The 12,350-nt window shown below is 72.6% G+C and carries 11 protein-coding genes; 6 read left to right on the forward strand and 5 right to left on the reverse strand.

Annotation, left to right across the window (positions count from 1 at the left end; genetic code table 11):
• Nucleotides 1-29 precede the first annotated feature (29 nt).
• Together IE182_RS20895 and IE182_RS20900 are read left to right on the forward strand one after the other, a co-directional pair.
• A complete protein-coding gene (locus IE182_RS20895; protein WP_190111422.1) occupies nt 30-998 on the forward strand; it encodes a diacylglycerol/lipid kinase family protein in 969 nt (322 codons plus the stop codon).
• 320 nt (nt 999-1,318) lie between these two features.
• Entirely contained in the window at nt 1,319-1,576 is a 258-nt protein-coding gene (locus IE182_RS20900; protein ID WP_004937597.1) for a WhiB family transcriptional regulator, read from the forward strand.
• A 142-nt stretch (nt 1,577-1,718) separates the two neighbouring features.
• On the opposite strand, the gene IE182_RS20905 is transcribed toward IE182_RS20900, so the two are convergent.
• From IE182_RS20905 to IE182_RS20920, 4 genes are all read right to left on the reverse strand, one after another.
• Entirely contained in the window at nt 1,719-3,188 is a 1,470-nt protein-coding gene (locus IE182_RS20905; RefSeq protein WP_190111512.1) for a sensor histidine kinase, read from the reverse strand.
• 236 nt (nt 3,189-3,424) lie between these two features.
• Nucleotides 3,425-4,036 carry a helix-turn-helix transcriptional regulator gene (locus tag IE182_RS20910; RefSeq protein WP_190111423.1) on the reverse strand — a complete coding sequence of 204 codons (612 nt, stop codon included), beginning with the start codon at nt 4,034-4,036 and terminating at the stop codon, nt 3,425-3,427.
• Between the two features lie 80 nt (nt 4,037-4,116).
• Nucleotides 4,117-5,301: a LeuA family protein gene (locus IE182_RS20915; RefSeq protein WP_190111424.1), complete on the reverse strand. Its 1,185-nt coding sequence runs from the start codon at nt 5,299-5,301 to the stop codon at nt 4,117-4,119.
• A 116-nt stretch (nt 5,302-5,417) separates the two neighbouring features.
• Nucleotides 5,418-7,307, reverse strand: a complete 1,890-nt coding sequence (locus IE182_RS20920; RefSeq protein WP_190111425.1) for an FAD/NAD(P)-binding protein — start codon at nt 7,305-7,307, stop codon at nt 5,418-5,420.
• Nucleotides 7,308-7,612: 305 nt separating this feature from the next.
• Between IE182_RS20920 and IE182_RS20925 the strand changes: the two genes are divergently transcribed.
• From IE182_RS20925 to leuD, 4 genes are all read left to right on the forward strand, one after another.
• Nucleotides 7,613-8,194, forward strand: a complete 582-nt coding sequence (locus IE182_RS20925) for a cysteine hydrolase family protein (RefSeq protein ID WP_190111426.1) — start codon at nt 7,613-7,615, stop codon at nt 8,192-8,194.
• Complete coding sequence (locus IE182_RS20930) at nt 8,191-9,369, forward strand: pyridoxal phosphate-dependent aminotransferase (protein ID WP_190111427.1); 1,179 nt, start codon at nt 8,191-8,193, stop codon at nt 9,367-9,369. Before IE182_RS20925 ends, IE182_RS20930 begins: the two co-directional genes overlap by 4 nt.
• Before the next feature lie 70 nt (nt 9,370-9,439).
• The gene (gene leuC, locus IE182_RS20935) at nt 9,440-10,840 is read left to right on the forward strand and encodes a 3-isopropylmalate dehydratase large subunit (RefSeq protein ID WP_190111428.1); all 1,401 of its coding nucleotides are present in this window, start codon (nt 9,440-9,442) and stop codon (nt 10,838-10,840) included.
• 23 nt (nt 10,841-10,863) lie between these two features.
• Entirely contained in the window at nt 10,864-11,451 is a 588-nt protein-coding gene (gene leuD, locus IE182_RS20940) for a 3-isopropylmalate dehydratase small subunit (RefSeq protein WP_190111429.1), read from the forward strand.
• A 78-nt stretch (nt 11,452-11,529) separates the two neighbouring features.
• Here the strand turns inward: leuD and IE182_RS20945 are convergent, their stop codons facing one another.
• Complete coding sequence (locus IE182_RS20945) at nt 11,530-12,345, reverse strand: ArsR/SmtB family transcription factor (protein WP_190111430.1); 816 nt, start codon at nt 12,343-12,345, stop codon at nt 11,530-11,532.
• Nucleotides 12,346-12,350 lie beyond the last annotated feature (5 nt).

Below are 12,350 nucleotides of genomic sequence, written 5' to 3' on the forward strand. Positions count from 1 at the left end.
TGTACCGACAGGTAGGTAGGCTGGCGCGCATGCGTGCGCTTCTCGTGGTCAATCCGTCGGCCACCACCACCAGTGCCCGTACTCGCGATGTCCTGGCGCACGCACTCGCGAGCGACCTCAAGCTGGACGTCGCCACCACCGAGTACCGGGGCCACGCCCGCGACCTGGCGCGGCGGGCCGCCGAGAGCGGCAACATCGAGCTGGTGGTCGCCCTGGGCGGGGACGGCACGGTCAACGAGGTGGTCAACGGCCTGCTGCACGCCGGGCCGGACCCGGAGGGCCTGCCGCGGCTGGCCGTGGTGCCGGGCGGCTCGACGAACGTCTTCGCCCGTGCGCTGGGCCTGCCCAACGACGTGGTCGAGGCGACGGGGGCCCTGCTGGACGCGCTGCGCGAGGGCTCCGAGCGCACGGTGGGCCTCGGCCTGGCAGCCGGCACGCCGGGCACGGACGACGAGGGCGCGCCGTCGCGCTGGTTCACCTTCTGCGCGGGCTTCGGGTTCGACGCGGGCGTCGTCGGCCGGGTGGAGCAGCAGCGCGAGCGCGGCAAGCGTTCGACGCACGCCCTGTACGTGCGACAGGCGATGCGCCAGTTCTTCGGAGAAACGAACCGCCGGAACGGCGCCATCACCCTCGAACGACCGGGCGAGGAGCCACTCCGCAATCTCGTCATGTCGATAATCTGCAATACCGCCCCGTGGACCTACCTGGGGAACCGGCCGGTCTACGCGGCACCCGAGGCGTCCTTCGACACCGCCCTTGACGTGCTGGGATTCACCAAGCTGTCGACGCTGACCGCCGCCCGTTACGCGACCCAGCTGATGACCTCGACGCCGGAGCGCGGCCCGCAGGGCAAACACGCTGTGTCACTGCATGACCAGACCTCTTTCACCTTGCATTCGCAGGCTCCCCTGCCGTTCCAGATGGACGGCGACCACCTGGGAGTGCGTACGAGCGTGACGTTCACAGGCGTACGCCGTGCACTGCGTGTGATTGTGTGAGTGCTAGGGCCTAAAGTCCTTCCACTCGAACGTTTAGACTGGGTTCCACCCCCTGGAATGACGGCTGTGACCTAGCCGACACCGAGGAATCAAAAAAAACTTTCCGGAAGGGGTTGTATCCGTCGCCGAGGTTTGCGAGTCTCTTCATGGCGATCGGGACGGCCCGCTATCAAGGCTTCCCGGACAGCCCGAACCCCCTCCTTCATTCTCTGGACCGCATCCAGCCCTGCCTGGGCGTCGGCCCTTCCCTTGCGGGGGGATTCGTGAAAGCGTTCACATTCACAAGCCACGTAGCCGTAACACGAGGAGATGGAGCAGCCATGGACTGGCGTCACAACGCCGTTTGCCGCGAGGAAGACCCCGAGCTGTTCTTCCCCATCGGCAACACCGGTCCTGCGCTGCTGCAGATCGAGGAAGCCAAGGCCGTCTGCCGCCGCTGCCCCGTCATGGAGCAGTGCCTGCAGTGGGCGCTCGAGTCCGGCCAGGACTCCGGCGTCTGGGGTGGTCTCAGCGAGGACGAGCGCCGCGCCATGAAGCGCCGCGCCGCTCGCAACCGGGCGCGTAACGCGACCGCCTGACGCACCCCTTCGGCCCCCGAGCCGCAGCGCGCAGTACCCCCCCACCCGTGCGCTAAGCACAACAAAGCTTTGAGCCCCGGACCTCTCAGGAGAGGTCCGGGGCTCAGTGCTTTTCACACCACCGCTGCGTCGGCCGGAGGCGTTACGGCTTCTCCGCCCGCACCGGGATGTCGAGCACGACGCGCGTTCCCTGCCCGGAAGCGGGCAGCATGTCGAACTTTCCGCCCAACTCCCCCTCGACCAGGGTCCGTACGATCTGCAGTCCGAGGTTGCCGGCGCGGTGCGGGTCGAAGCCCTCGGGCAGTCCCCGGCCGTCGTCCTGCACGGAGATCAGCAGCCGGGCGTCGCGCCGGGTGCCGCCGCGCACCGCGGTGACCTCCACCGTGCCCTGCTCCCCCGGCCCGAAGCCGTGTTCCAGGGCGTTCTGCAGCAACTCGGTCAGCACCATCGACAGCGGCGTGGCGACCTCGGCGTCGAGTATGCCGAAACGGCCGGTCCGCCGGGCGGCGACCCGGCCCGGGGAGATCTCGGCGACCATGGCGAGGACACGGTCGGCGATCTCGTCGAATTCGACCCGTTCGTCAAGGTTCTGCGACAGCGTCTCGTGGACGATCGCGATGGAACCGACCCGGCGGACCGCCTCCTCCAGCGCCTCGCGGCCCTCGGGCGAGCCGATGCGGCGGGCCTGGAGGCGGAGCAGGGCGGCCACGGTCTGCAGGTTGTTCTTCACCCGGTGGTGGATCTCCCGGATGGTGGCGTCCTTGGTGATCAACTCACGCTCGCGACGTCGCAGTTCGGTCACGTCGCGCAACAGTACGAGCGAACCGATGTGACTGCCCTTGGGTTTGAGCGGGATGGCCCTCAGATGAATGACGCCGTCGTTGGCCTCGACCTCGAACTCGCGGGGCGCCCAGCCGCTGGCGAGCTTGGCCAGCCCTTCGTCGACCGGGGTCCGCGAGGGCGCCAACCGGGCGGTGGTCTCGCCCAGATGGTGCCCCACGAGATCGGCGGCCAGGCCGAGCCGGTGGTAGGCGGAGAGGGCGTTGGGGCTGGCGTACTGCACGATGCCGTCGGCGTCGAGCCTGATCAGCCCGTCGCCGGCGCGCGGCGAGGCGTCCATGTCGACTTGTTGACCGGGGAACGGGAAGGCGCCGGCGGCGATCATCTGGGCGAGGTCGGAGGCGCTCTGCAGATAGGTGAGCTCCAGCCGGCTGGGCGTGCGGACGGTCAGCAGGTTGGTGTTCCGGGCGATGACGCCCAGGACCCGCCCCTCCCGGCGGACCGGGATGGACTCGACCCGCACGGGCACCTCCTCCCGCCACTCCGGATCACCCTCCCGGACGATCCGCCCCTCGTCGAGCGCGGCGTCGAGCATGGGCCGGCGGCCGCGCGGCACGAGGTGGCCGACCATGTCGTCCTGGTAGGAGGTGGGACCGGTGTTGGGCCGCATCTGGGCGACCGACACGTAGCGGGTGCCGTCGAGCGTGGGCACCCACAGGACCAGGTCGGCGAAGGACAGGTCGGAGAGCAGCTGCCACTCCGAGACCAGCAGATGCAACCACTCCAGGTCGGAGTCGTCGAGTGCGGTGTGCTGACGTACGAGGTCGTTCATGGAGGGCACGGCAGTGAGCCTACCCGGGGCGGGCTGTCCGAAAGTTTTTCCGACAGTGGTTGAACGAGCATGGACAGTGAAGAATGGTCTAGTCCACAATGCTGGCAGTGCCGCCGGCCCCGGGCCACCGGACCCGGCCGCGCGCAGACCTCCGTCCTCCCCGCACAGGAGGGCGGAACGAGGACCGGACGCCCTCGGCCCCGACGGCGCCGGGTCCTCAGGCCGGCCGGACCCCGTCACGGAGCACCGCACACTCCGTACCGCGGACCGGTCGGTGGCAGCTCCGGGCTGCGGTGCCGGACGGGTCGAGGGTCCTGTCCCGGCGCCGCGGCCCGCGGGTCCCGCGCCATGAGCACCGCCTCGATGCGGGTGCGCACCCCCAGCTTGGCCAGGGTGTGCGAGACGTGGCTCTTCACGGTCGCCGGCGTGATGGCGAGGCGCTCGGCCACTTCGGCGCTGGAGAGCCCCTGCCCGAGCAGGGCCAGGACCGTGCGCTCACGGGCGGAGAGGGTCCGCAGCAGCTCCGCCCGGCGCGCTCCGGCCCCGGCGGCGGCCGGCCGGGTCGCCTCCCTGCGCAGCTCGAACAGCTCGGGCGATATCACCACGTTCCCGGCGGCGACCGCCCGGACCGCGGCGGCCAGCCGCGGCCCGTCGGTCCCCGCCACCAGGCAGCCGCGGACGCCGAGCGCCAGTGCCCGCTCCAGCCGCGGCCGGGTCCAGCCGGAGGAGACGAGCACGACCCGCCGGCCCCGGTCGGTCAGCGCCGCGACCGCGCCGGTGACGTCCTCGTACCGGCCGACCGCCACTACCGCCACGTCCGTACCGGCCGTCACTGTGGCGAGGCTCATCGGACTGCTCCCCTTCCCTGGCCTTCCCCGGCCCTGCCCGTCTTCCCGTCGTTCTTCGCCGTCCGGCCGGCGCCGGCCGCTCAGGTGCCGACCAGCTCGCCCGCACCCTCGAACGACCGGATCAGCCGCTCCTTGAGCACCGAGAGGTCCTCGCAGTCGCCGCCGACCCGCTCGGCGATGTGGACCCGGTACAGCTCGTCGATCCGTGCCTCGTCGACGGACACGCCGATCTCGTCGACGAGGTGGCGCAGCACCGCGCGGCCGGAGTGGCGGCCGATGAGGATGGAGCGCTCGCGGCCGAAGCGGGCGGGCTCGACGTACTCGTAGGTGGCGGGGTTGCGCAGCAGCCCCTGCTGGTGGATGCCGGCCGCCGTGCCGAAGGCGTAGGTGCCGAAGATCGCCTTGTTGCGGGGCTCCTCCAGGCGGATCGCCTTGCGCAGGTGGGTGTAGGCGTCGTACATGGCCGCGAGGTCGATGTCGGTGTAGATGCCGAGCCGGTCGCGCTTGTAGGCGAGGAGCGCGGCGACCTCTTCCAGCGGGGTGTTGCCGGCGCGCTCGCCGATGCCGCCCAGGGTCGCCTGCACCTCGTCGGCCCCGGCCTGCAGGCCGGCGACCGCGTTGGCGAGGGAGAGGCCGAAGTCCTGGTGGCAGTGGGTGGCGATGCGGACGGGCGCCGGGGCCCAGGCGCGGAAGGTGCGGATGAGGTCGGCGTACTCCTCGGGGGTGAGGGCGCCGGAGGTGTCGGCGACGACGATGCAGGTGGCGCCGGCCTCGATGGCGCCCTCGGTGAGGGCGCGCAGCAGCTCGTGCTCGCCGCGGCTGGCGTCCTCGATGCCGACGGAGACCTCGGCCACGCCCAGCGAGCGGGCGTAGGCGACGGCGTCGGCGACCTCGGCGACGCCCTGCTCGCGGGTGATGCCCCGCTTGTGCCGCAGGTGCATGTCGCTGCCGGTCGCCGCGACCTGCACCTGGTGGTTCTCCGTGCCGCCGGCCTCCACCGCGGTCGCGACGTCCTGGCGCACGGCGCGGGCGAAGGTGGTGAAGCGGGCCCGGGTCAGGTTCCGGGAGATGAGCTGGGCGGCCCGGAACTCGCTGGGCGAGGAGGCCGGGAAGCCGGCCTCGATGTAGTCGACCCCGAGTGCCTCGATGCGCAGCGCGATGTCCAGCTTCTGCTGGGGGGTCAGCGCGTTGCCGGGGGCCTGCTCGCCGTCGCGGAGCGTCGTGTCGAACACGGATATCCGGCGGGCCTCAGCGGTGTTCTGCATGGCTTCCTGCACTTTCTAGCCTCGCACCATGCGGCGCATGGTGACGGTCCGGTGCGTGGGTGGCGTGAGTCGCGTGAATCGCATGAATGGCTTGTGGTGCTGGTGTTCCGGCTGGGTCAGCCGAGGGTGGGCCGGCGGGCGGTGATGCCGCCGAGGGCGTGGCCGGCGATGGCGTCGGCGTCGCGGACGAAGTCGGTCCAGAAGCCCGGCCGGCTGCTGCCGCCCTGCATGAACCAGCGGGTGTGCTCGGTGGGGATCCCCAGGACGTACAGCCCGGTGTCGGGCAGGCCGTCGCGGCCCACGGGGTGGTACGGGCTGTCGGTGACCGCCACCCCGCCGGTGCGGAAGGCGTCGGCGCCCTCGCCGTTGACGTAGTCGGTCCACAGGCCCCGCTCGACGAGCCGGCGGGTCAGGGGAGCCGGGTCGTGGCGCAGGTCGGGCGAGGGGATGCGGGCGTCGATCACCGTGGTGACGGGCACGGCGGAGCCGGCCACGAACGGGGAGGAGACGAGGAAGGCGTCGGTGTCCCGGTCGCCGGCGAAGCGGGTGTGCGGGCCGGCGATGCGCAGCAGGCCGCATTCGATCAGGGCGGCGGTCTGCCGGAGGCGGAGGCGGGGCGGGCCGGCCGCGAGGAAGGAGCTGCGGGCCCCGTACCAGCCGATGAAGTCGTCCCGGTGCGAGGCCGGTTGCAGGCCGGCGAAGTCCACGAGGGAGCGGACGAGGGCGCGGGTGTCGCGCAGTACGTCCAGGGCGGCCTTGAGCGGGGAGTCGGTGTTTCCCTGTTCGGCGTGGGCGAGGTCGTCGTCGATGGCCTGGAGGAGCTCCTTCTCGAACGCCTCGGGTCCGGGGTAGGAGCGGCCCTCGAAGGGTCTGGCCAGCGCGTCGAGGTCCAGCGGCGGCAGGTCGCCGGCCCCGTGGCGGGCCGCGATCGCGGCGACGGGGGGCGGGCCGTCCGCCGCGGCCCGTGCGGTCTCGTCGGTGAACGCCGCGGCCGCCTCGGTGCCGTTCCTGCGCCGCAGGGCGGTGGCGTAGTAGACGAGCCGGGCCTCGGCCAGCAGCCAGGGCAGGATGTCGGCCTTGAAGTCCAGCGTGCCGTGGGGGCGTTCGCCGCGGACGCGGTCGGCGGTGAAGAGGAGCGGCGTGTAGGTGAAGTCGGCGTGCTTCTGGTTGCGGCCGCGGGCGGGCAGGGGCATTCCGCTGCGGGAACCGGCCACGAGGAACGGCTCGTTGCCGCTGGGCAGGTAGGTGAGTCCGCCCGCGCCGTCGTCGGCGAAGCGTCCGCCGCGGCCGAGGGTGAGGGCGGCCATCACGTCGTAGAACGACAGCCCGAGGCCGAGGACGCCCACCGAGGAACCGGCCGGGATGGCCTCCAGCGGCATGTCCGCCGCGGAGTCGCCGCGAATGTAGCGCAGTGCGGGGCGGGTGGCCGCGAATTCCGCCAGCTCCTTTTGCAGTCCGCGCAATTCGGGGCGGGCGTGGCCGGTGACGAGGACGACGCGGTCGGCGAACAGCGGTGTGCCGTCGGACAATTCCAGCCGGTATCCGCCGTCGAAGGGTTCGACGTCCGTGACCGAGGCGCGCAATTCCTGCAGCGTGACGTTCGGGGGCAGGGCGGCCTTCACGGCGTCGAGGACGAAGAGCATGTAGCGGCCGTGCAGGGCGCGGGGGGCGTAGCCGTTGGCGCCGGCGCGGCCGGCGTCGACGGTGCTCCACCACTGGGCGAGCGAGGGGCCCGCGCCGGGGCGGGCGGGGCCGCCGTCCGGGGGGCCGGAGAACGAGGAGACCTCGCCCGCCACGGTGTTCATCAGGAAGTGTCCGGGCTGGTCCGAGCGCCACACCCGGCCGCAGCCGACCTGGACTTCGTCGATCAGGTGCAGGTGCACGGGCCGGTCCGGCCGGTCCGCGGCCAGCCGGGCGGCCAGCCGTTCGACGACGGAGAGGCCGCGCGGGCCGCTGCCGACCACGGCGATGCGGTACGGGACCGCGTCGGACGCGGCCGGGTCCACGGTCTCCGTTATCCCGGGGAATCGCCGGAAAACACGGTCCGCGGCAGGGTGCGTCAAAGCCATATCTCTCTCCCAAGCGATTTCTGGGGCGAGCCTACGGCCGTCCGGAAACCCCGTTCAACACCTGCCTGTTCATGCTTTTCATGAATCCTGCTCATGCTCGGCCGGCGGGCTTTTCCCAGGGAATCCCGGTGGTACTGTGTGCCCGCCCCGAGTTCTGCTTCAGTCAATTGGAGAAGTCCGTGGAAAGCCCTGTCGGCCAGGTAATGCCCGTAGACCACTCACGGCGTCCGGCGCTTCTGGTGATGGACCTCATCAACGAGATCGTGCATCCCGACGGGAAGTACGCGCAGGAGGGCTACCTGGAACAGGTGGAGCGGCGCCAGGTCCTGGAGCGGGCCGCCGAGGCCATCGCCCTGGCCCGGGCGGGCGGCGTGCCCGTGGTGTACGTCGTGGTCGGCTTCTCGCCCGGCTATCCGGAGTGGCCCGCCACCTCGCCGGTCTTCCGGGAGGCGCGCGAGGACGGGCGCATCGTGCTGGGCACCTGGGCCACCGAGGTGCACGCCTCGCTCGCCCCGGCCCCCGGCGAGCCCGTGGTGGCCAAGCACCGCCTCAGCCCGTTCCACGGCACCGAGCTGGACCGCGTCCTGCGCGCGCGCAACGTCAACACCCTCCTGCTCACCGGGGTCACCACCGACCTGGTCGTGCTGTCCACCGCCCGCGAGGGCCACGACCGCGACTACGGCGTGGAGGTCCTGGAGGACGCCACCGCCACCGCGGACGACGCGCTGCACGCGGCGGCCCTCACGGTCCTCGCCCGCACCGCGACGATCACCACCGTGCGGGACGCGCTGGGCGCCGGCCGGGAGCGGGAGGACGCGGCATGAGCCGGGTGGCGGCCCGGGTGTCCGGAATAGAGAATTCAGCAACGTTCGCGGTCTTCGACGCGGTGCGGGATCTGCGCGCCCGGGGCGTACGGGTCCTCGACCTCGGCGGCGGAGAACCGGATTTCGACACTCCGGGGCATGTCGTGGCGGAAGCCACCGCCGCCCTCGCCGCCGGCGATACGCATTACACGCCGAGCCGCGGAATACCGGAGCTGCTCACGGCAATATCGGAAAAGCTCGGAAAGGACAACGGCATCACCGCCGACCCGGCCCGGGACATCATTGTCACGCCGTCGGCGAAACACGCGCTTTTCCTCTCCTTGATGACGCTGCTCGACCCGGGCGACGAAATCATCGTCCCCACCCCGAGCTGGGTCAGCTATTCCGCGATGGCCCGCCTCGCCGGCGCCGTGCCCGTACCGGCCGAGCTGAGCGCGGCGGACGGCTTCCGCATCAGCCGGGAGGTCCTCGACGCGCACGTCACCGAGCGCACCCGGGTCCTGCTGGTCAACACGCCCAACAACCCCACGGGGCGGGCCCTGACCGCGCAGGAGGCGGCGGACATCGCCGCGTTCGCGGCCGAGCACGACCTGTTCGTCGTCGCCGACGAGATCTACGAGCACATCCGCTACGACGGCACGCCCCACCTCAGCCTCGCGGCACTGGCCGGCTGCGCGGGCCGCACCCTCACGGTGAACGGCTTCTCCAAGGGCCATGCCATGACCGGCTGGCGGCTCGGCTACCTCGCGGGCCCGTCCGACGTCATCGCCCAGGCGCTCAAGGTCCAGCAGCACACGGTCGGTTGCGCCGGCTCGTTCGTCCAGCGCGGGGCCGTCGCCGCGCTCACCGGGCCGCAGACCGACGTGGCACGGATGCGGGACGCCTACGCGGCGCGCCGGGATCTGATCACCGAGGGGCTCAACGCCCTCCCGGGGATCCGCTGCACCGCGCCGGACGGCGCGTTCTACGCCTTCGCCGACATCCGCGGCACCGGCTTCTCGGAATCGGCCGCGTTCACCGACTGGCTGCTGCGGGAGGCGGGGGTCGCCCTCACCCCCGGCACCGCCTTCGGGCCCGGCGGCGAGGGACACGTCCGGCTCTCCTTCGCCACCTCCCCGGCGGTGATCGGCGAGGCGCTCGACCGGATGGGCACCGCCCTGGCGCAGCGCGGCTGAACCCCCCGGACCGTACGCGCGCGGTCCGCGCACCACCACAGGCACCACGAGACGAGGAGCGGGAAGACACATGGGTTCGACACTGGCGCAGAAGGTGTGGGACGCGCATGTCGTGCGGCACGGCGGGAGCGGGGAGGACCTGCTCTACGTCGACCTGCAGTTGCTGCACGAGGTGAACACCCCCCAGGCGTTCGACGCGCTGCGCGCGGCGGGCCGCACCGTGCGCCGGCCCGGCCTCACCCTGGGGACCGAGGACCACAACACCCCCACCCTCGCCCTGGACCGGATCATCGCGGATCCGGCGGGCCGCCGGCAGGCGCAGCTGATGCGGGAGAACTGCGCGCAGTTCGGCATCCCCCTGCACCGCCTGGGCGACCCCGGGCAGGGCATCGTGCACGTCATCGGCCCCGAACTCGGCCTCGTCCGCCCGGGCATGACCATCGTGTGCTGCGACTCGCACACCACCACCCTCGGCGCGTTCGGCGCGCTCGCCTTCGGCATCGGCGCCAGCCAGGTGGAGCACGTGCTCGCCACGCAGACGCTGGGCATGCGGCCGCTGAAGAACATGGTCGTCGACATCCCGGGCCGGCTCCCCGAGGGGGTCACCGCCAAGGACCTGGTCCTCGCGCTGATCGCCCGGATCGGCACCGCCGGCGGCCAGGGCCACATCGTCGAGTACCGGGGCGAGGCCGTCGACGCCCTGTCGATGGAGGCCCGGATGACGCTGTGCAACATGACGGTGGAGGCGGGGTCCCGGGCCGGGATGATCGCCCCCGACGAGACCACCTTCGCCTACCTGGCGCAGCGGCCCGGGATGCCGCAGGGCGCGGCGTGGGAGGCGGAGGTGGCGTACTGGAGGAGCCTGCGCAGCGACGACGACGCGGTCTTCGACCGGTCGGTGACCCTCGACGCGAGCACCCTGAGCCCGTACGTCTCCTGGGGCACCAACCCCGCGCAGGCCGTCCCGCTGGACGGCCGGGTGCCGGCCCCCGGCGACTTCGCCGGCGAGGCCGAGCGGGCGGCGGCCGAACGGGCCCTGTCCTACATGGACCTGCGGCCCGGCACCGCGATGCGGGACGTGGCCGTCGACGCGGTCTTCCTCGGGTCCTGCACCAACGGCCGGATCGAGGACCTGCGGGCGGCGGCCGACGTGCTGCGCGGCCGACGGGTCGCCGACGGCCTCCACATGATGATCGTCCCCGGTTCGGCCCGGGTGCGCCGGCAGGCCGTCGACGAGGGCCTGGACCGGGTCTTCGCCGAGGCGGGCGCCGACTTCCGGGCCGGCGCGGGCTGCTCGATGTGCGCCGCGCTCAACGAGGACCGGCTGCGTCCGGGACAACGCGCCGCCTCCACCAACAACCGCAATTTCGAGGGCCGGCAGGGCAAGGGGTCGCGCACCCACATCGTCTCGCCCCCCGTCGCCGCCGCCACGGCCGTGGCCGGCCGGCTCGCCGCCCCCGCCGACCTGTGAGGGAACGACCGACAGTGACTGGCATGGAGAAGTTCACCGTCCACACCGGCACGGCGGTCCCGCTGCGCCGCAGCGACGTCGACACCGATCAGATCATCCCCGCCCGCTTCTGCGTGAGTTCGAGCAGGTCCGGTCACGCCGCCTCCCTGTTCGCCGACTGGCGCGAGGACCCGGAGTTCGTCCTCAACCGTCCCGCACACCGGGGCGCGACCGTGCTGGTGGCCGGGAACGACTTCGGTACCGGCTCCTCGCGCGAGTACGCGGTCTGGGCGCTGCAGGACTACGGCTTCAAGGCGGTGATCGCCCCGCGCTACGGCGACATCTTCCGCGGCAACTCGCTGCTCAACGGCCTGCTGACGGTCGTCGTGCCGGAGGAGGTCGTCGAGCGGCTGTGGCAGCTGGTCGAGGCGGATCCGGCCGTCGAGGTCGTCGTGGACCTCGAACGGCTCGAAGTGCGCTGCGCCGGCCTCGTCCAGCCGTTCGCCCTGGACGAGGACGTCCGGGCCCGGCTGCTGGCCGGGCACGACACGATCTCCGCGACCCTGCAGTACGAGGACGAGATCGCCGCCTACGAACGGGGCCGCCGCCCCGCGCTGCCCACGACGCTCTGACCGCCGCCCCCCCACGGCCGCGAGGGCCCGGACGCATCACCGCGTCCGGGCCCTCGTCGTGTGTGCGGTGCCGGGTCCCTAGGCGGGGACGGCCAGCCCGAAGGTCCGCAGGAGCCCGTCCGCGCCCGGCTCGGTCAGGTGCACCACGCGCGGGCTGACGCCGTAGCGCAGCCAGCCCAGGCCGAAGAGCCGAGCAGTGATCGCCGCGCCCAGGGCGCCCGCGAGGTGGTGCTGGTGCTCGCTCCAGTCCACGCAGTAGCGGATGGCCGGGCGGCGGCTCGGCAGCCGGTCCGGGTCGACGCCGAAGGAGAGCAGCTCCGCGCGGCCGCTGCCGGTGAGCCGGTAGGCGCTGTCGTGCCCGTACGCCGACGGCCGGTCGCGCACCGCCTCCTCGGGGCGGTGGACGCCGTCGTGGCCGGTGAGCACCTCCCGGTCGATCAGGGCGCGCATCAGGGCCACCCCCAGCTGGCCGGCCAGGTGGTCGTAGCAGGTCCGGGAGCGGTGCAGGGCGTTGGCGACGCTGCTCTCGCGCAGCGAGGTCACCGGCAGCGGCGGGGCGATGAGGGCGAGGGCCTCCAGCGCGCTGCTGATGTCGGGGCCCGCCAGCCGGTAGTACCGGTGGCGTCCCTCGCGGACGGCGGTGACCAGGCCGCCCTCCACGAGCTTGGCGAGGTGGGCGCTGACCGTGGGGGCGCTGACGCCCGCTTCGCGGGCCAGGGCGCCGGCGGGCAGCGCACGCCCGTCGCAGAGGGCTTTGAGGATCCGGGCGCGGGAGGGGTCCGCGATCAGGGCGGCGGCCCGGGCGATGTCGGTCTGCCGGTGCGGCCGGCCGGCGGTCCGCCCGGCCGGCCCTGCCCCGTGGGGTGCGTCCGGCGTGGTGGTCGAGGCGCTCATGCCCC

Origin of the sequence: Streptomyces cinnamoneus (assembly GCF_014650495.1) — a bacterium.
In the GTDB taxonomy this organism is placed as follows: Bacteria; Actinomycetota; Actinomycetes; order Streptomycetales; family Streptomycetaceae; genus Streptomyces; species Streptomyces cinnamoneus.